This window comes from Fulvimonas sp. R45, assembly GCF_030504985.1.
In the GTDB taxonomy this organism is placed as follows: domain Bacteria; phylum Pseudomonadota; class Gammaproteobacteria; order Xanthomonadales; family Rhodanobacteraceae; genus Rhodanobacter_A.
Map to the genome: position 1 here is coordinate 19,785 of NZ_JASERU010000023.1, position 17,246 is coordinate 37,030.

The window sequence follows — 17,246 nt, forward strand, 5'->3', positions numbered from 1 at the left end:
GCGAAGGCGTGGACGTCCGTCCACGACGGAGCGATGACGCGGGGATGCGGGCCAACAGACCCGGCCCGAAGGGTTGCCTTGCCCTGGCCACCATGCGGCAGCGCGCGGCTTGGCCTGCCCGCCAGGCAGGCGCTGCGCCACGCACTCCCACCGGGCGGCCAGGGCAAGGCAACGCGAGCTACGGGGAGATCTCGAACAGGCTCTCAGCGTTCCAGCAACACCCGGTTCATGCGCTGCACGAAGGCGGCCGGGTCGGGCAAGGCCGCGCCGGCGGCGATCTCGGCCTGCTCCAGCAGCAGCAGGGCCAGGTCCTTCGAGCGGCCCTCGTCGGCCTCGCCCTCCAGGCGCCTGAGCAGGGCATGCGCGGGATTGATCTCCAGCGTGGGCTTGCTCTCGGGCAGTTCCTGGCCGGCCTCGCGCAGCAGGCGCGCCAGGTGCGGGGCCATCTCGTAATCCGACAGCGCCAGGCAGGACGGCGAATCGGTGAGGCGCGCGGAAACCTTCACGTCGGCCACGCGGTCGCCGAGCAGCTCCCTGAGCTTCTTCAGCAGCGGCTCGGCGGCCCGGGTCGCCTCTTCCTGCTTCTGCTTGTCGGCCTCGTCCAGCGGCACCTCGCCCTTGGCCACGCTCCTGAGCTTCCTGCCCTCGTATTCGTCGAGGTTGCCCAGCATCCATTCGTCGATGCGGTCGGACATCAGCAGCACCTCGATGTCCTTCGCCCTGAAGGCTTCCAGCTGCGGGCTGCCGGCGGCGGCGGCGTAGCTGTCGGCGGTGACGTACCAGATGGCGTCCTGGCCGACCTTCATGCGGCCGATGTAGTCGTCCAGCGAAACCGCCTGCTTCGCGCCCTCGCCCCGGGTGGAGGCGAAACGCAGCAGCTTGGCGATGCGCTCGCGGTTGGCGTGGTCCTCGACGACGCCTTCCTTGAGCGTGTTGCCGAAGGCCTTGTAGAAGGTGGCGAACTTCTCCGGCTCGTCCCTGGCCAGCTTCTCGATCAGGTCGAGCACGCGCTTCACGCAGGCGCCCTTGATCCGCTCGAGCTGGCGGTTATGCTGCAGGATCTCGCGGCTGACGTTGAGCGGCAGGTCGTCGGCGTCGACCACGCCGCGCACGAAACGCAGGTAGTTCGGCAGCAGTTCCTCGGCCGCGTCCATGATGAAGACGCGCTTGATGTACAGCTTCAGCCCCTTGCGCTCGTCGCGGCCGCCCATCATCAAGTCGAACGGCGGCTGCGCCGGCAGGTACAGCAGCGTGGTGAAGCTCTGGCTGCCCTCGACGCGGTTGTGGGTCCAGGCCAGCGGATCGTTGAAGTCGTGGCCGAGCGACTTGTAGAAGCCGATGTAGTCCGCGTCGCTGATCTCGCCCTTGGGCTTGGTCCAGAGCGCGGAAGCGGCGTTGACGGTCTCCCACTCGCCGGTGGGCTGGCCGTCCTGCTCCTTCGGCAGGCGGATCGGAAAGGCCACATGGTCGGAGTACTTGTGGATCAGCGAGGCCAGCTGCCAGCGCTTGAGGAACTCGTCCTCGTCGGCCTTCAGGTGCAGGATCACTGTGGTGCCGCGCTCCGCCAGCTCGACGGCTTCCAGCGCGTACTCGCCCTTGCCGTCGCTTTCCCACTTCACGCCCGCGTCGGTGGCCGCGCCGGCGCGGCGCGTGAGCACGGTGACCTTGTCGGCCACCACGAAGGCCGAGTAGAAGCCCACGCCGAACTGGCCGATCAGCCGCGCGTCGGCCTTCTGCTCGCCGCTCATCGCCTCCAGGAAGCGGCGCGTGCCGGAGCTGGCGATGGTGCCGATGTTCGCCACCACCTCGTCGCGGCTCATGCCGATGCCGTTGTCGCGTACGGTGACGGTGCGGGCCTTTTCGTCCCAGCTCACGTCGATGTGCAGCACGCCTTCGCCGCCCAGCAGGTCGGGGTTGGCGATCGATTCGAAACGCAGCTTGTCGCAGGCGTCGGAGGCGTTGGAGACCAGTTCGCGCAGGAAGATTTCCTTGTGCGAATACAGCGAGTGGGTGACCAGGTGCAGCACCTGGGCGACTTCGGCTTCGAACTTGCGGGTTTCGGTGGTTGCGTTCATGCGTGTGATATCCGATCTTGCGTTGATTGCCCTGCCGTCATTTCGGCGCAGGCCGGAATCCAGTAGAGGTAGCGCCTCAAGTTTCGTGTGCTTCGCACGAGTACTTCACTGGATGACCAGACCTTCGTCTGTTGAAAAGCGCCTCCGGCCTGCGCCGGAATGACGGGCGAAAACTCAGTTTGTCGCGTTGCGCAGCGCCGCGATGCGCTCTTCCAGCGGCGGGTGGCTCATGAACAGGCGCTGCAGGCCGGTGCCCATGCGGTCGGAGATGCCGAACGCGGCCAGCGTCTTCGGCAGCGTGTTCTCGCCGTGGTCGGCCTGCAGGCGCTGCAACGCGGAGATCATCGCGCCGCGACCGGCCAGCTTCGCGCCGGCGGCGTCGGCATGGAACTCGCGCCAACGCGAGAAGGCCATCACGATCATCGAGGCGAACAGGCCGAACACCACCTGCAGCACCATCACGGTGACGAAGTAGCCGATGCCGATGCCGCCGCGGTTGTCGTCGCGCCCGCCGGAGAGCCAGCTGTCCACCAGCCGCCCCACGATGCGCGCGGCCAGGATCACCAGCGTGTTCAGCACGCCCTGGATCAGGGTCAGGGTCACCATGTCGCCGTTGGCGACGTGGCCGACCTCGTGGCCCAGCACCGCGGCCACCTGCTCGCGGTCCATCTGCTGCAGCAGGCCGGTGCTGACCGCCACCAGCGCGCTGTTCTTCGTCATGCCGGTGGCGAAGGCGTTCATCTCCGGCGCGTCGTAGACCGCCACCTCGGGCATGCCGATGCCGGCGTTCTGCGCGTGATGGCGCACGATGTCGAGCAGCCAGCGTTCGGACTCGTTCTGCGGCTGTTCGATCACCCGCGCGCCGGTGGACATCTTCGCCATCCACTTGGACATGGCCAGCGAGATGAAGGCGCCGCCCATGCCGAACACCGCGGCGTAGATCAGCAGCCCGGTGCTGCCGCCGAGGCCTTGCACGGCGGCGTAGCGGTCCACGCCAAGCAGGTGGCAGACGATGCTGAGCAGGAACAGGACGGCGAGGTTGGTGCCGATGAATAACGCGATACGACGCATGGCTGTCTCTTTGGCAGTCACGGAAAAAGGGCGGACGAATGCCGTCCGGAGTGGGGATGGCGGCGCATCGTTTCAAGAGCCGGGCACCGCGTTCCCGGCCCGTCCCGCGGTCGGCCGCAGGCGTTCTTCACGTCTCCTCCACACTCGGGGATTCTCCGGCATTTGCCGAAAATGCGCATGCATCGCACAGCGGCGACCGGAGGTCTTCGCGTAGAGTAGCCGCACGCGTGACAGGTTCCGTCACACACAGGGGGCAACATGGGCATACTCGGGAAACTGTTCGGACAGAAAGACGATGCCGCGGATGGCGATGCCCGTGCCGCGCCTTCCGCGGACTCTGCGTCCCATCGCACCGTCCATTACGACCCCGCGCTGGTCGATTCGCTCAAGCGCGACCACAACGACCTCGTGGCGCTGTACCAGCGCATCGGCAAGCTGCTGCAGATCGAGCACTACGATGAGATCCGCGGCGAGCTGGTCAACTTCAAGACCCGGCTCGAGGCGCACATCCTCACCGAGAACGTGCGCTTCTACACCTACCTCGAGCAGAGCCTGTCCAACGACGCGCACAATGCCGAGTTGATGCGCGACTTCCGGCGCGAGATGAACACCATTGCCCGCGGCGCGGTGAACTTCATCAAGAAGTACCAGGCGCCCGGGGTGTTCGACCATCAGCTGCGGGCGGAGTTCTCCAAGGACTACGCGGCGGTGGGCGAGCTGCTCACCCAGCGCATCGGGCGCGAGGAAGCCAGCCTCTACCCGCTGTACCAGCCGGACTGATCGCCGCCCGCCATGCCGTCCGCTCGCCAGCCGGCGCGCGGACGGGCAGACTGCGGCGGATGGACTACCGCGGACGCTTCGCCCCCTCGCCCACCGGCCGGCTGCATGCCGGCTCGCTGGTCGCCGCCCTCGGCAGCTGGCTGTGCGCACGCCATGCCGGCGGCCGCTGGCTGCTGCGCATGGAGGACATCGACCCGCCGCGCGAGGTGCCCGGCGCCGCCGCCGGCATCCTCGCCGCGCTGCCCGCCTTCGGCCTGGAAGCCGACGGGCCGGTGCTGTACCAGTCCACCCGCGACGCCGCCTACGACGACGCCCTCGCCCGCCTGCAGGCCGGCGGCCACGCCTTCCCGTGCTGGTGCAGCCGCAGCGACCTCGCCGCCGCCGGCGGCCTGCACCGCGACGGCCGCTGCGTGGCGCCGCCCGCGCCGGACCGGCCGCCGGCCTGGCGCCTGCGCGCGCCCGATGTCGAGGTCGCTTTCGACGACGGCGTGCAGGGGCCGCAGCGGCAGAACCTGCGCGAGGCCGTCGGCGACTTCGTGATCCGCCGCGTCGAAGGCTATTACGCCTACCAGCTGGCCTGCGTGGTGGACGATGCCTTCCAGGGCGTCACCGAGGTCGTGCGCGGCAGCGACCTGCTCGACGCCACGCCGCGGCAGATCTGGCTGCAGCGCCTGCTGGGCCTGCCCACGCCGCGCTATCGCCACCTGCCGCTGGCGCTGGACGCCGCCGGACGCAAGCTGTCCAAGTCCGACGCCGCCCATCCGGTCGATCCCGCCGACCCGCTGCCCGCGCTGCGTCGCGCGCTGGCCTTCCTGGACGTGCCGGTACCGGCCGGGGCCACGCGTCCGGAGGAACTGCTGGCGCAGGCGCTGGAACGCTTCGACCCGTCCCGCCTGCCCGCCGGGGCCGGCCGCGCGGCATCGTGAAAGAAAACTTCGACGCGACGGTCATAACGCGCGATGATGATCCGGCCGGTCGTATGGATGGCCATCCATACGATCCCACCCTTTCGCCAGCCCCAGGAGGCACGCATGACGCAGCGCACGGCATTGATTACAGGCGGCACCGGCGGCATCGGTACCGCGATCGTGCGCAAGCTGGCCACCCAAGGCCATCGCGTGGCAACCAACTTCCGCGATGCCGCCCGCGCCGAGGCCTGGCGGCGGCAGATGGCCGACGAAGGCATCGCGGTGTGCATGGTGCGCGGCGACGTCTCCGACCCCGCCGATTGCGAGGCCATGGTCCGCGCCGTCGAGGAGCAATGCGGCCCGGTCGGCATCCTGGTCAACAACGCCGGCATCACCCGCGACACCACCTTCCACAAGATGAGCTACCAGCAGTGGACCGACGTGGTGAACACCAACCTCAACGCCTGCTTCAACGTCACCCGCCCGGTGATCGAGGGCATGCGCGCGCGCAAGTGGGGCCGCATCGTGCAGATCAGCTCCATCAACGGCCAGAAGGGCCAGTATGGCCAGGCCAACTACGCCGCCGCCAAGGCCGGCATGCACGGCTTCACCATCTCGCTGGCGCAGGAGAACGCCCGCTTCGGCATCACCGTCAACACCGTCTCGCCCGGCTACGTGGGCACCGACATGGTGATGGCGGTGCCGGAGGAGGTGCGCGAGAAGATCGTGGCGCAGATCCCCATCGGACGGCTGGGCAAGCCCGAGGAAATCGCCCACGCGGTGGCCTTCTTCCTGGGCGAGGAAGCCGCCTGGATCACCGGCGCCAACCTGGCCATCAACGGCGGGCATTACATGGGCTGGTAGCCTTTTGCACCCTCTCCCCTTCGGCGAGAGGGTCGGGGTGAGGGACCAAGCTCGCGGTCCCCTTTCACGGAAACAGACGCTCTTGCCCGCGGCGAGGCGGGCACCCGCCCCTCATCCGCCCTGCGGGCACCTTCTCCCCGGCGGGGAGAAGGAAAAGCGCGAGAGGGGTCAATCGTGCAGCAGTTTCTCCATCACCTTCCCCACCGCCGCGAACGCGAACGCGCCGGTGACGTGGGTGGCCGCGCCCAGCCCGCCGCCGCAGGCGAGGTTGAGCGCGTCGCCGCCGGGCGGGCGGGTGCCGCAGACGGTGCCGTCGGGCTGCGGGTACTGCACGTTCTGCAGCGAGTACACCGCCGGCACGCCGAAGTAGCGCTGCGGGCTGCGCGGGAAGTTGAAATCGCTGCGGAGCTTCTTGCGGATCAGGCTGAACATCGCGTCGTGCTCGGTGCGCGAGAGGTCGCGCACGCGGATCTGGGTCGGGTCGGTGCGCCCGCCGGCCGAGCCCACGGTGACGATGGGCAGCTTGCGCCGGCGGCACCAGGCGATCATCTCCAGCTTCACGCGGAACGCGTCGCAGGCATCCAGCACCGCGTCGTAGCCCCGGTCGAGCAGTTCGTCCAGCGTGGCCGTGGTGAGGAAGCGTTCGATCGCCTCCAGCCGCAGCGCCGGGTTGACCGCGTGCAGCCGCGCCGCCATCACGCCCACCTTGGGCTTGCCGTATTCGCCGTCCAACGCGTGCAGCTGGCGGTTGGTGTTGGACACGCACACCTCGTCGGCGTCGACCAGGGTGAGCCGCCCCACCCCGCTGCGCGCCAGCGCCTCGGCCGCCCACGAGCCCACGCCGCCCACGCCCACCACGCACACGTGCGCGCACGCCAGCCTCGCCACGCTGCCGGCGCCGTACAGGCGCTCGACGCCGGCGAAGCGTTCGGCGTTGGATTCGGTGCCGCTCATGCGCGGCCACCGCGGGCCGTATGCGGGTGATGAAGGCTCATGGGCTCTGCGTGCCGCCAATCAGGGGGCGGTCATTTTACCCCGCGCACGGCTGGGTTATCCTCGACCGTCCCGTCCTGTCGAGGCAACTGCATGCGCGCGGCTCTCCTGATCCTGCTCGGCCTGGTCATCGGCGTCATCGGCACGGTGCCGGTGATGAACGCGCTGGACGCACGCAACCCGATGCCCAAGGCGGTGATGACCACCATGGGCTTCCACATGCACCAGCTGCAGGGCGCGCTGAAGGCGCAGCGCTGCGAAGGCGCGGTGGTGCAGGAGCAGCTGCAGCACATGCAGGTGATCGCCAGCGACATCCCCAACGCCTTCCCCGGCGCGCCGCAACCGTTCCTGGACCATGCCGCCAAGCTGCGCAGCGCGCTGCAGTCGGCCGTGCAGGCCGCGCCGACCGATTGCCCCTCGCTGGCCGCCGCGCTGAAGCCGGTCGGCGCCGCCTGCCAGGACTGCCACCGCGAATACCGCTGAACCGCTACAGCTTCACCTTGCCCCGCAGCACCTGCCAGTACATCACCCAGTCGCCCATCAGGCTCCAGAGCGGATGGCGGAACGTGGCCGGGCGGTTCTTCTCATAGGCGAAATGCCCGACCCAGGCGAAGCCGTAACCCGCCACCGGCGCCAGCCACAGCCACGCCCACCGGCCGGTGGCGATGGCCAGCACCACCGCCAGCAGCACCAGCGTGCTGCCCGCGAAGTGCAGCCGCCGGCAACGGCGGTCGCGGTGCTCGCCGAGGTAGTACGGGTAGAACTCGCGGAAGCTGGCGAACTCGGTCATGTGGGTTCTCCTAGGTCGTCCGGGTTGAACGAGGGGGTCGACGAGGCGTGCCCATGCCCCCAGTCTGCGCTACACGACTCACCAGCGCGTCATGCCGGCGAAGGCCGGAATCCAGCAGCGATCACCCCTGCTCGGGCCAGTACGGTCACTGGATGACCCGACCTCCGTCTGTTGAAAAGCGCCTCCGGCCTTCGCCGGAATGACGAGCCAAGGCGCGACGGCGGCAGGCCCGGCAAACCTGTTGAAGGCGTCCGACATGACCCGCTTCGTCCATCAACGCTCCGGCAAGGGAATGAATTCCTCCTCGTCGCCGGCCACCGTGCCGAAGCGCTGCGCGCGCCAATCGGCCTTGGCCTGTTCGATGCGCTCGTTCGTGCTGGCGACGAAGTTCCACCACAGGTGCCGCTCGCCGTCCAGCGGCGCGCCGCCGAACAGCATCACGCGACTTGCTTCGCGGGCGTGCAGCGGCGGCGCCGGCGGGCCGGCCTGCACCGCCACCTGCCCGGCGGCGAGCTCCACCCCGCCCCATTCGAGCGCGCCTTCCGCCACGTGCACGCCGCGTTCGGCGTGTTCTTCCGGCAGGACCAGCTCGGCGCCCGCCTCCAGCCGCGCCTCGACGAAGAACATCGGCGCGAACACCTTCACCGGCGACACCTGGCCGTAGGCGTTGCCGGCGATCAGCACCAGCTCGGCGCCTGGTCGCGCGATCTTCGGCAGCGCATCGGCGTCGTGGTGGTGGAAGGCCGGCGCCGTCTCCGCGTCGGCCTGCGGCAGCGCCACCCACACCTGCACGCCATGCATGCGCTGGCCGGCCGCGCGGGCTTCCGGCGGCGTGCGCTCGGAATGCACGATGCCGCGGCCGGCGGTCATCCAGTTCACCGCGCCCGGGCGGATGTCGGCCAGGCTGCCGAGGCTGTCGCGATGGCGGATGGTGCCGTCGAACAACCAGGTCACCGTGGCCAGGCCGATGTGCGGATGCGGCCGCACGTCCATGCCGCGGCCGGGCGCGAGGTCCACCGGTCCCATGTGGTCGTAGAACACGAACGGGCCGACGTGGCGCGCGTCCAGCACCGGCAGCAGCCGGCGCACGGTGAAGCCGTCGCCCAGGTCGTGCAGGCGTCCGTCGATGCGTTGCGGCGTGGCGTTCATGGCGTGCCCTCCTTCACCAGGCCCGTTGATACTGCACCGGCGCATCGAGATGCGCACCCAGTGCCTGCGCCGCGCGCCGCGGGAAATACGGATCGCGCAGGCTTTCGCGGGCGACCAGCACCACGTCGGCCTCGCTCCGTTCCACGATGCCGGCCGCCTGGCGCGGTTCGGTGATCAACCCCACCGCGCCGGTGGCGACGCCGGCCTCGCGCCGTACCTGCGCCGCGAACGGCACCTGGTAGCCCGGCCCCAGCGGGATCTTCACGTGCGGTACCAGGCCGCCGCTGGAGACGTCCACCAGGTCCACGCCCAGCGGCCGCACCTGCCGCGCCAGCGCCACGCTTTCCTCGACCGTCCAGCCACCCTCGGCCCAGTCGGTGGCGGAGATGCGCAGCCACAGCGGCAGGCGTTCCGGCCATACCTCGCGCACCGCGGCGACCACCTCGCGCAGCAGCCGGGTGCGGTTGTCGAAGCTGCCGCCGTAGGCGTCGTCGCGCCGGTTGCTCAGCGGCGACAGGAACTGGTGCAGCAGGTAACCATGCGCGCCATGCAGCTCGACCAGTTGGAAACCCGCCTCCAGCGCGCGCCGTGCCGCCGCGCGGAAATCCGCGACCACCTGCCGGATGCCCGCCGCGTCCAGCGCCTGCGGCACGTGCCAGCCGTCGTCGAACGGCACGGCCGAGGGCGCCACCGTGGTCCACGGGTCCTGGCTCGCCTCCAGCGGACCGCTGCCCTCCCAGGGTCGGCGCGTGCTGGCCTTGCGGCCGGCGTGGGCCAGTTGGACGCCGGGCACCGCGCCGTGCGCGGCGACGAAGGCGGCGATCGGCTGCCAGGCGGCCAGTTGCGCGTCGTTCCACAGGCCGGTGTCCTGCGGCGAGATGCGCCCCGCGGCCGAGACCGCGGTGGCCTCCGCCAGCACGGCCGCCGCGCCGCCCACCGCGCGGCTGCCCAGGTGCACCAGGTGCCAGTGGTCGGGCACGCCGTCGCGGGCGGAGTACTGGCACATCGGCGCCACCGCGATGCGGTTGCGCAGGGTGAGGTCACGTTGCGGCAGTGGATCGAACAGCTTGGACATCGGAACGGCCTGTGCGTGGAACGAACCCCGGAAATGCCTGCGCCCGGCGCCGGCTTCAAGAGGCGGCGGGGTGCGACGCGGCGAACGCCGTGTCCGGTGTTCCGCACCATTCGGCGATGCGGTCGGCGATGGCCCCGGGCGCCTTCATCCAACCGAAGTGGTCGGCGGGCTGGCCTTCCAGCGCCGGCGGCGCCAGCGTCTCCACCCGCCGCGGGGCATGCGGCATGGTGCCGAGCAGCCAGTCCAGCGACGCCTGCGGCCCCAGCCAGTCGTCGCGCAGGCGCAGCGCCAGCACGGGCAGGCGCAGGGCGGCCAATCGCGCGCCGAAGTCCGCCGCCATGCCGACGGCGGCGTAGCGGCCGGTGCGGCCGCTGCGGGCCCAGTCGGCGGCGACCCCGCGCGCCTCGTTGCCGCCGAAGCCGATCCGCCGCCCGGGCAGGTGCCCGCACAGCGCGGCCAGCGCCGGCGCCAGCGCGTAGGCGATGCCGATCGCCCAGCCGTGGCGGAAGCGGCGCCAGTACGGCGCGCCGCTGGCCACCAGCGCCAGCCCGACGCAGGCCGCCGGATGCAGGCTGGCGTACAGGCAGGCGAGCTGGCCGCCGAGGCTGTGGCCGCCCAGGCGGAACTCCGCCTGCGGCCAGCGTCCGCGCGCGGCGGCCAGGCCCGCGGGCAGGTCCAGCTCCAGCAGCGCGCGATAGCCCCAGTCGCAACCGCGGCCGGCGCGGCGGTCGCTCGAGCCGATGCCGCGCCACTCGTGCAGCGCCACCGCCACCCCGCGGCTGGCCAGCGCCTGGCCCAGCGCCAGGTAATGCTTCGCCGGCACGCCCATCGCCGGCAGCCAGTACAGCACCCGACGCGGCGGAGCCGGGGACGACAGCAGCAACAGTTCCGAACGCGCGCCGTCGGCGGCTGCCACGGACGCGGCTTCGACCCGGAGATCGGCGGCAGGATCGACCGTCATGGCCACAGGCCGGCGAATCGCCGTGTGCGGCACGAAGCCGCCCACGAAAAAGGCCGGCTCGCGCCGGCCTTTCCCGGACCCGCCCGGCGGCGGTTCACTCCGGCGACACCTCGTCGGCCTGCAGGCCCTTCTGGCCCTGCACCACCTTGAAGCTGACCTTCTGGCCTTCCTTCAGGCTCTTGAAGCCGTTGCCGGTGATGGCGCGGAAATGCACGAAGACGTCCGGGCCGTTCTCGCGGCTGATGAAGCCGAAGCCCTTGGCGTCGTTGAACCACTTGACGGTGCCTGTTTCACGATCCGACATGACTCACTCCGATCCATTGACTCTGATGAGACCAGTCGGCCCGCCCGGGCCGACGCCTTACTGGGCATGCTGAGGATCGAGTGGAGCGACACGGTTACGGACCGCACCGGGGGCACGCACGTGACCAAGCAGACACAGTGGCCCCAGCATAACTGATTTTCGGAATGCAAGTGCTGAAAGGTCGCAGTTTCCGGGAAATGGCCGACGACGCCTTCCGGACATGAAAAAGGCCGGGCATCGCTGCCCGGCCTTTTCCGGTTTTCGCGTCGCGGGACGGCTTAGACCGGGGCTACTTCGTCGGCCTGCAGGCCCTTCTGGCCCTGCACCACCTTGAAGCTGACCTGCTGGCCTTCCTGCAGGCTCTTGAAGCCGTTGCCGGTGATGGCGCGGAAATGCACGAACACGTCCGGGCCGTTGTCACGGCTGATGAAGCCGAAGCCCTTGGCGTCGTTGAACCACTTGACGGTACCGATCTGACGATCAGACATGAAACTCTCCACTAAGGTTTATTACGTTGGATAAAGGCTCGACTGCCGCATGGCGGAGCCGGCTTACTGGCGTGCAAGGAACCCTAGGGGTGAGCGATGAGGCGGATCTTGATCGGCAGCATCGGGTCACGTGACTCTGGTGACCCCGGCAAACACAGTGGGTACAGCATAGCCGGAGTCGTGGCGCGGCGCGACTGTCCGCGCGTAGCCGGTTCAGGCGCCGATTTCAATTCCCCTTTACGCCGGGTCGTCTAGAGTGGCGGTACGACTATCCGGGGAATGCGCATGAACACCGCGCCGGCGACCATCGCCACGCTGCCGCTGCTGGCCGGCATCCTGCTGCTGGCGGCCTGCGGCCATGCGCCCGTCCGCGCCGGCCACGCGCCCGGCGTCGGTCCGGCCGGGGCGAACGTCCTGAACCCGACGACTGCGCCCGTGCAGACCGGCATCCCGGCCTGCGACGCCTATCTCGCCAGCTACCTCGCCTGCCACCAGGCGGCCGGCATCTTCGCGCCCGACCAGTTGCAGCAGCGCTACCAGGCGATGCGCGACAGCCTGCTGCGCGACGCGCGCGATCCCGACACCCGCCCGCAGCTGCCCAACCGCTGCGCCGTGCTCGCCGAAGGCATGCGCGAAGCGCTGGACGGCAAATCCTGCGGCACCACACCGCCGGGACCGGGCTGAACACCCAGGGCTTGCGAAGATTTCCACGTCCCGTGGAAATCCTCATCGGCGCGTCCGGGCACCCATGGCCGGGCCGAGCGTTTGAAGAACCCGCAGGCTCTCAGCGCCACAGCGCGCGCAGCGCCGGCGCGATCGACGCCGGCCGGCAACGTCCCAGCCGCACGCGAGGCGTACCGTGCCAGCCCGCGCTGTCCGCGATGGCGCGGGCCAGGTCGCCGAGCAGCGCCGGCGTGGGCTCCACGCCCTCTTCCAGGTACAGCGCCTTCACCTCGAACACGCCCTCGGCGCGATGTGCCTTGGCGTCCAGCCGGCCCACCAGCCGGCCGCGATGCAGGATCGGCAGCACGTAGTAGCCGTAGCGGCGCTTCGGTGCGGGCAGGTAGCACTCGATGCGGTAGTCGAAGCCGAACATCGCGCTGGCGCGTTCGCGGTCCCACACCAGCGGGTCGAACGGCGAGAGCAGCGCGGTGCGGCTGGCGCGCAGGCGGCCCGCGCGCGCCTTTTCCAGCAGTTCGGCATGCCCGGGGTGCACATAGCCCGGCGCGTCCCAGCCGGCGACCTCCGTCCGCAGCAGCTCGCCCGTGGCGACCAGGGGCGCCAGCTCGCGCTCGTCGACCGCGGGCTTCAGGCGGTAGTAGTCGGCGATCCAACGCGCCTGGGTAACGCCCAGCGCACGCACGCTGTCGAGGACGAAGCGCCGACGCACTGCCGCATGCGACAGCTCCGCATCGCCCGCCGCCGGTGCCGGCTCCAGCCGGGCCAGCACCCGCTCGGCCAGGTCGTAGACGCGCTGGAAACGCTCGCGCCGGGCCACCATCAGCTCACCCAGCGCGAACCATGCCTCCAGCCAGCGCTTCTCCGGCTTCCATGCCCACCAGCCGGCGGAAGCGCGGCGGGGGCTCTCGAAGTCGGACGCACGCAGCGCCCCCTCGACGCGGATGCGCTCCAGCAGGGCCTCCATGCCGGCAGGGTGTTCGCGCCGCGAACGCTGCGCATGGCGGTGCGCCCAGTGCCCGGCGCGCTGCCCGCGCCAGGCGCGGTGGACGCCCACGTCCGCCGCCGGCACGAAACAGGCCTCGTGCGCCCAGCATTCCGCCAGCCGGCCGTGTTCCAGCGACTCGTCCAGCCATTCGGGCGGGTAGTCGCCCAGGCGCGCGTGCAGCACCAGGTAGGGGCTGCGCGCCACCACATGGATGGAATCGATCTGCAACAGCCGCATCCGCTCGACCGCGGCCACCACGTCCTCGCGCCGTGCGCGACGGCGCGGCGCCGCCAGCAGTCCCTGCGCGGCCAGCTGCAGCAGGCGCGCCTGCGGCATGGACAACGCGCGCCCGTCGCCTGAAGGCGCGCCCAACGTTGACCGCGCCTTCACGAAACTACCGTCGCCATCTTGAGTCCTCATTGACGGATCGCTTGCTAGCGTACCCGGCGAGCGCGGCCCACCGCCCGAAGGCGCCACCGCGCAGCCTCCACCGTTCGATTCTGGCATGGAGTATCCGCGATGAAATTCCGCAAGCCTCTTCTCGCTTCACTCGTTGCCGGCAGCCTGCTGATGGCGGGCGCCGCCCTGGCGCAGGACCAGCAGGCCGCCACCCCGCCCCCTTCGGGCAGCGACACCACCAGCGCCACCTTCAACACCGCGAAAGGTCAGGTGACGGTCAACTCGGCGCCTGGCAAGGTGGAGGACGCCGGCCCGGCGCCCGACTTCGCCCAGCTTTCCGGCGGCAAGAAGTCGATCACGCCCGACCAGGCCGCCGCCTACCCGCCGCTGGCGAACGACTTCGAATACGCCGACAGCAACCGCGACGGCCACATCAGCAAGGCGGAATACCAGCGCTGGGCGAGCAAGATGCACTGACGACGGCACACCCGGAAAGCCGCCGCCCCGTCACGCGCCGGCCGCCCACCCGCGGCCGGCGCGTTTTCATGGATGCCGCAGGGTGCACGCCGTCCGCGCGGCCCGCCCGCTAGACTGACCGCCCCCACGCGCCCTGCGACGGCGCGCCCACGCGGAGCCCTGCCCGATGAAACAACCCGTCGTCCTCGCGGCCATGATCGCCGGCCTGCTGAGCCTGCCAGCGCGCGCGCAGAACCCCGATCCGATGGACATCCGCGCCTGCACCGCGATCGAGAGCGATGCCCAGCGTCTGGCCTGCTACGACAAGGCCACCGGCCGCGAGAACCTGCCGGCGGCGCACAAGCGCAATGCGGAAAACGCCACCGCCACCGCGCATCCCGCGCACCCGGACATGTTTGGGCACGAGCACGCCGCGCCGGCCGTCGGCGCACCGCTGTCGCTGCTCGACAGCCGCTGGGAACTGGCGCCGGAAAGCAAGCTCGGCACCTTCAACATCCGCGGCTACAAGCCGGTGTACCTCATGCCGGTGTTCGCCACCAGCAACCAGAACACCCGCCCCACCAGCCCCAATCCCGCCAACACGGTGACCACCCCGCAACAGCTCGACAACGTCGAGCTGAAGTTCCAGCTCAGCCTGAAGACCAAGGTGTGGCAGGGCGTGTTCGGCGACGCCGGCGACCTGTGGGTGGGCTACACCCAGTCGTCGCGATGGCAGGCCTACAACTCGAAGCTCTCGCGTCCGTTCCGCGAGACCAACTACGAGCCCGAGGCGATGCTGGTGTTCGACACCCACTACGACCTGCTCGGGTGGGAGGGCCGCATGCTCGGCATCGGCATCAACCACCAGTCCAACGGCCGCTCCGACCCCTATTCGCGCAGTTGGAACCGGGTGATCGCCGACATCGGCTTCGAACGCGACGGCTGGACGCTGATGCTGCGCCCGTGGTGGCGTATCCCCGAGTCGCGCAAGGACGACAACAACCCCGACATCGAGGACTACGTGGGCCGCGCCGACATGCAGCTCGTGCACGAATGGCACGGCCAGGAATTCGGCCTGATGCTGCGCCATTCGCTGCGCGGCGGCAGCCGCAGCCACGGCGCCGGCCAGTTCACCTGGAGCTTCCCGCTGGGCGGCAACGTGCGCGGCTACATGGAGCTGTTCAAGGGCTACGGCGAAAGCCTGATCGACTACAACCACAACGCCACCTACCTGGGCCTGGGTATCTCCCTGCTCGACTGGTACTGAGAGCGTGTTCACGATCTCCGCGTAGCCCGCGCCGGGAGCTGTTTGCGCGCGGGCCAAGGAAGAGTGAGGGAGTGGACGTCCGTCCACGACTGAACGATGACGCCGGCCTGTGGGCCAACAGACCTGGCCCTTCGGGTTGCCTTGCTTTGGCCGCCATGCGGCAGCGCGTGGCTTGGCCTGCCCGCCAGGCAGGCGCTGCGCCACGCACTCCCACCGGGCGGCCAAAGCAAGGCAACGCGGGCCACGCGGGGATCGTGAACAGGCTCTGAGCCACTGGCGCCATGCCGGCGCAGCGCGCATGCTGCGCCCTCCCCGCCTGCCTGCGAGCGAAGACGTGAACGATGCGGTCCTGATCCGGCCCGTGGCGCCTGCCGACCATGCGGGCTGGAAGCCGCTGTGGGACGGCTACAACGCGTTCTACGGCCGCAGCGGTCCCACCGCGCTACCGGACGAAGTCAGTCGAACGACCTGGGCGCGCTTCCACGATCCGGCCGAGCCGGTGCATGCGCTGGTGGCCGAGCGCGACGGCGTGCTGCTGGGCCTGGCGCACTACCTGTTCCACCGCAGCACGATCCAGCTCGAACCGAGCTGCTACCTGCAGGACCTGTTCACCGCGCCGGCCGCGCGCGGCCAGGGCGTGGGCCACGCGCTGATCGAGCACGTGTACGAACGCGCCAAGGCAGCCCACTCGCCGCGCGTGTACTGGCAGACCCACGAGACCAACGCCACCGCGATGCGGCTCTACGACCAGCTGGCCGAGAAATCCGGCTTCGTCGTCTACCGCAGGCTTCTCTGACGGCCCCGAACGGCTTTCAATGCCACCAACTGCGCTTGGTGCCGGTGAGGATGCGCAGCATCTGCCCGCGTACCAGCGGCAGCCGCCCCAGCGGACCGAAGGCCAGGTCGCGCAGCAGCCAGGCCAGGCGGTCGTGCTGCGACTGGAACAGCGGCGTGAGCCAGCGGCTCATGAACTGGTACACCTGGAGGTGTCGGCGACGCATCCGCGCATGCGCAGACAGCGCCTGCGCCGGATCGGCATGCGCGGCCAGCGCCGTAGCCAGCGCCTGCGCGTCCAGCAAGGCCATGTTCACGCCCTGGCCGAGCTGCGGACTCATCGCATGGGCCGCGTCACCAAGGAACACCACCCGCCCGCGATACGGCACCGGCATCACCACGTCGCGGTACCGCGCGCGCTGCAGCTGTTCGGGCGCCTCGACCCCGTCCAGCAGCGGTGCGGCCTCGGGCCACAACCGGGCGACCCGCCCACGCAGGCGTGCGACGGCGGCGGCATCGAAGCGGTCCAGTTGTTCGCCGGGCAGGCTGAAATAGAAGGTCAGCCAGCGACCATCGCGGTCGGCCCGGCGCCCTACCGGCAGCAGGCCGATCATTTCGCGTGCGCCGGCGTAGCGCTGCTGCAAGGTGTCGGCATGTGCCCAATCCTCGGCGGGCAGCAGGCACCATGCCGCACCCCAGGGATAGACCGCGTCGCGCCGCGCCAGTCCGGGCAGGCTGGTGCGCAGCCGCGAACCGGCCCCGTCGGCCGCCACGACCAGGTCGAACGGGCCGTGCCGTTCGCCCCGCTCGTCGCGCAGGACGCCGGCATCGGCGTCCACCCCGACCATGCGCATGCCGGCGTGGATGCCGCCGGCACCGGCGTAGGCGTCGCGGAGCAATGCAAACAGGCTGCCGCGGGTCATGCCCAGGCCGAAGCAGTCCGGCGCGTGGTCGGCATAGCGCATGGCCATCACCGGGCGGCCGCGAGGGTTGCAGCCATGCAGCGCCTCGATGCGTTGCCCCAGCGCCAGCGCCCGGTCGTGCAGGCCGAGCTGCGCCAGCACCGCCAGTCCGGTCGGCTGCAGCAGGAAACCCGCTCCCGCCGGCCCCGGTGCCGGCGCCTGCTCGAACACGCTCAACCGGTGCCCCTGCCCGGCCAGAAACAGCGACGCCGCCTGGCCGGCGGCGCCGTAGCCCACGATGGCGATGCGCAAGCGGCGTCCCTG

At 70.3% G+C, this 17,246-nt stretch carries 19 protein-coding genes; 8 read left to right on the forward strand and 11 right to left on the reverse strand.

Annotated features, from left to right (window positions below; translation table 11 throughout):
- Positions 1-203: 203 nt before the first annotated feature.
- Positions 204-2,075 carry a molecular chaperone HtpG gene (gene htpG, locus QMK61_RS15830; RefSeq protein WP_302073199.1) on the reverse strand — a complete coding sequence of 624 codons (1,872 nt, stop codon included), beginning with the start codon at positions 2,073-2,075 and terminating at the stop codon, positions 204-206.
- 174 nt (positions 2,076-2,249) lie between these two features.
- Positions 2,250-3,146: a protease HtpX gene (gene htpX / locus QMK61_RS15835; protein ID WP_302073200.1), complete on the reverse strand. Its 897-nt coding sequence runs from the start codon at positions 3,144-3,146 to the stop codon at positions 2,250-2,252.
- A 258-nt stretch (positions 3,147-3,404) separates the two neighbouring features.
- Here htpX and QMK61_RS15840 point away from each other — a divergent pair, with 258 nt between their 5' ends.
- The 3 genes from QMK61_RS15840 (at position 3,405) to phbB (ending at position 5,698) form a co-directional block, all read left to right on the forward strand.
- Positions 3,405-3,926, forward strand: a complete 522-nt coding sequence (locus tag QMK61_RS15840; RefSeq protein ID WP_302073201.1) for a hemerythrin domain-containing protein — start codon at positions 3,405-3,407, stop codon at positions 3,924-3,926.
- A gap of 59 nt (positions 3,927-3,985) precedes the next feature.
- Entirely contained in the window at positions 3,986-4,852 is an 867-nt protein-coding gene (gluQRS, locus tag QMK61_RS15845; protein WP_302073202.1) for a tRNA glutamyl-Q(34) synthetase GluQRS, read from the forward strand.
- 105 nt (positions 4,853-4,957) lie between these two features.
- Entirely contained in the window at positions 4,958-5,698 is a 741-nt protein-coding gene (gene phbB, locus QMK61_RS15850; protein ID WP_302073203.1) for an acetoacetyl-CoA reductase, read from the forward strand.
- Between the two features lie 168 nt (positions 5,699-5,866).
- On the opposite strand, the gene QMK61_RS15855 is transcribed toward phbB, so the two are convergent.
- Positions 5,867-6,652, reverse strand: a complete 786-nt coding sequence (locus tag QMK61_RS15855; RefSeq protein ID WP_302073204.1) for a tRNA threonylcarbamoyladenosine dehydratase — start codon at positions 6,650-6,652, stop codon at positions 5,867-5,869.
- Between the two features lie 132 nt (positions 6,653-6,784).
- Here QMK61_RS15855 and QMK61_RS15860 point away from each other — a divergent pair, with 132 nt between their 5' ends.
- Entirely contained in the window at positions 6,785-7,174 is a 390-nt protein-coding gene (locus QMK61_RS15860) for a cytochrome C (RefSeq protein WP_302073205.1), read from the forward strand.
- A gap of 4 nt (positions 7,175-7,178) precedes the next feature.
- Here QMK61_RS15860 and QMK61_RS15865 read toward each other — a convergent pair whose 3' ends face one another.
- The 6 genes from QMK61_RS15865 to QMK61_RS15890 all read right to left on the reverse strand — a co-directional run bounded on the left by QMK61_RS15865 (position 7,179) and on the right by QMK61_RS15890 (position 11,458).
- Positions 7,179-7,481, reverse strand: coding sequence for a DUF962 domain-containing protein (locus tag QMK61_RS15865; RefSeq protein ID WP_302073206.1), 303 nt, complete (start codon positions 7,479-7,481; stop codon positions 7,179-7,181).
- A gap of 273 nt (positions 7,482-7,754) precedes the next feature.
- A complete protein-coding gene (locus QMK61_RS15870; protein ID WP_302073207.1) occupies positions 7,755-8,630 on the reverse strand; it encodes a pirin family protein in 876 nt (291 codons plus the stop codon).
- A 13-nt stretch (positions 8,631-8,643) separates the two neighbouring features.
- Positions 8,644-9,705, reverse strand: a complete 1,062-nt coding sequence (locus QMK61_RS15875; protein ID WP_302073208.1) for an NADH:flavin oxidoreductase/NADH oxidase — start codon at positions 9,703-9,705, stop codon at positions 8,644-8,646.
- A gap of 55 nt (positions 9,706-9,760) precedes the next feature.
- A complete protein-coding gene (locus QMK61_RS15880; RefSeq protein WP_302073209.1) occupies positions 9,761-10,666 on the reverse strand; it encodes an alpha/beta fold hydrolase in 906 nt (301 codons plus the stop codon).
- 94 nt (positions 10,667-10,760) lie between these two features.
- Positions 10,761-10,970, reverse strand: coding sequence for a cold-shock protein (locus tag QMK61_RS15885; protein ID WP_302073210.1), 210 nt, complete (start codon positions 10,968-10,970; stop codon positions 10,761-10,763).
- A gap of 278 nt (positions 10,971-11,248) precedes the next feature.
- On the reverse strand, positions 11,249-11,458 hold the full coding sequence (locus tag QMK61_RS15890; RefSeq protein WP_302073211.1) for a cold-shock protein: 210 nt from the start codon (positions 11,456-11,458) through the stop codon (positions 11,249-11,251).
- A 285-nt stretch (positions 11,459-11,743) separates the two neighbouring features.
- Here QMK61_RS15890 and QMK61_RS15895 point away from each other — a divergent pair, with 285 nt between their 5' ends.
- Positions 11,744-12,142 (forward strand): hypothetical protein, encoded by a 399-nt coding sequence (locus QMK61_RS15895; protein ID WP_302073212.1) that lies wholly within the window; start codon positions 11,744-11,746, stop codon positions 12,140-12,142.
- Positions 12,143-12,242: 100 nt separating this feature from the next.
- Here the strand turns inward: QMK61_RS15895 and QMK61_RS15900 are convergent, their stop codons facing one another.
- On the reverse strand, positions 12,243-13,460 hold the full coding sequence (locus QMK61_RS15900; protein WP_302073213.1) for a crosslink repair DNA glycosylase YcaQ family protein: 1,218 nt from the start codon (positions 13,458-13,460) through the stop codon (positions 12,243-12,245).
- A 183-nt stretch (positions 13,461-13,643) separates the two neighbouring features.
- Between QMK61_RS15900 and QMK61_RS15905 the strand changes: the two genes are divergently transcribed.
- The 3 genes from QMK61_RS15905 to QMK61_RS15915 all read left to right on the forward strand — a co-directional run bounded on the left by QMK61_RS15905 (position 13,644) and on the right by QMK61_RS15915 (position 16,042).
- Positions 13,644-14,000, forward strand: coding sequence for an EF-hand domain-containing protein (locus tag QMK61_RS15905; RefSeq protein ID WP_302073214.1), 357 nt, complete (start codon positions 13,644-13,646; stop codon positions 13,998-14,000).
- 166 nt (positions 14,001-14,166) lie between these two features.
- Positions 14,167-15,246, forward strand: a complete 1,080-nt coding sequence (locus tag QMK61_RS15910; protein ID WP_302073215.1) for a phospholipase A — start codon at positions 14,167-14,169, stop codon at positions 15,244-15,246.
- 334 nt (positions 15,247-15,580) lie between these two features.
- Complete coding sequence (locus QMK61_RS15915) at positions 15,581-16,042, forward strand: GNAT family N-acetyltransferase (protein ID WP_302073216.1); 462 nt, start codon at positions 15,581-15,583, stop codon at positions 16,040-16,042.
- Positions 16,043-16,058: 16 nt separating this feature from the next.
- Here the strand turns inward: QMK61_RS15915 and QMK61_RS15920 are convergent, their stop codons facing one another.
- Complete coding sequence (locus QMK61_RS15920; protein WP_302073217.1) at positions 16,059-17,234, reverse strand: NAD(P)/FAD-dependent oxidoreductase; 1,176 nt, start codon at positions 17,232-17,234, stop codon at positions 16,059-16,061.
- Positions 17,235-17,246: the final 12 nt, after the last annotated feature.

What these genes read in the sequence shown, in the direction of transcription:
- QMK61_RS15885 (WP_302073210.1), bottom strand. Translation starts at nt 10,970, where the DNA reads ATGTCGGATCGTGAAACAGGCACCGTCAAGTGGTTCAACGACGCCAAG.
- QMK61_RS15840 (WP_302073201.1), top strand. Translation starts at nt 3,405, where the DNA reads ATGGGCATACTCGGGAAACTGTTCGGACAGAAAGACGATGCCGCGGAT.
- QMK61_RS15905 (WP_302073214.1), top strand. Translation starts at nt 13,644, where the DNA reads ATGAAATTCCGCAAGCCTCTTCTCGCTTCACTCGTTGCCGGCAGCCTG.
- htpX (WP_302073200.1), bottom strand. Translation starts at nt 3,146, where the DNA reads ATGCGTCGTATCGCGTTATTCATCGGCACCAACCTCGCCGTCCTGTTC.
- QMK61_RS15875 (WP_302073208.1), bottom strand. Translation starts at nt 9,705, where the DNA reads ATGTCCAAGCTGTTCGATCCACTGCCGCAACGTGACCTCACCCTGCGC.
- QMK61_RS15870 (WP_302073207.1), bottom strand. Translation starts at nt 8,630, where the DNA reads ATGAACGCCACGCCGCAACGCATCGACGGACGCCTGCACGACCTGGGC.
- QMK61_RS15880 (WP_302073209.1), bottom strand. Translation starts at nt 10,666, where the DNA reads ATGACGGTCGATCCTGCCGCCGATCTCCGGGTCGAAGCCGCGTCCGTG.
- phbB (WP_302073203.1), top strand. Translation starts at nt 4,958, where the DNA reads ATGACGCAGCGCACGGCATTGATTACAGGCGGCACCGGCGGCATCGGT.
- QMK61_RS15860 (WP_302073205.1), top strand. Translation starts at nt 6,785, where the DNA reads ATGCGCGCGGCTCTCCTGATCCTGCTCGGCCTGGTCATCGGCGTCATC.
- QMK61_RS15900 (WP_302073213.1), bottom strand. Translation starts at nt 13,460, where the DNA reads ATGCCGCAGGCGCGCCTGCTGCAGCTGGCCGCGCAGGGACTGCTGGCG.
- QMK61_RS15855 (WP_302073204.1), bottom strand. Translation starts at nt 6,652, where the DNA reads ATGAGCGGCACCGAATCCAACGCCGAACGCTTCGCCGGCGTCGAGCGC.
- QMK61_RS15865 (WP_302073206.1), bottom strand. Translation starts at nt 7,481, where the DNA reads ATGACCGAGTTCGCCAGCTTCCGCGAGTTCTACCCGTACTACCTCGGC.
- QMK61_RS15895 (WP_302073212.1), top strand. Translation starts at nt 11,744, where the DNA reads ATGAACACCGCGCCGGCGACCATCGCCACGCTGCCGCTGCTGGCCGGC.
- QMK61_RS15910 (WP_302073215.1), top strand. Translation starts at nt 14,167, where the DNA reads ATGAAACAACCCGTCGTCCTCGCGGCCATGATCGCCGGCCTGCTGAGC.
- QMK61_RS15890 (WP_302073211.1), bottom strand. Translation starts at nt 11,458, where the DNA reads ATGTCTGATCGTCAGATCGGTACCGTCAAGTGGTTCAACGACGCCAAG.
- gluQRS (WP_302073202.1), top strand. Translation starts at nt 3,986, where the DNA reads ATGGACTACCGCGGACGCTTCGCCCCCTCGCCCACCGGCCGGCTGCAT.
- htpG (WP_302073199.1), bottom strand. Translation starts at nt 2,075, where the DNA reads ATGAACGCAACCACCGAAACCCGCAAGTTCGAAGCCGAAGTCGCCCAG.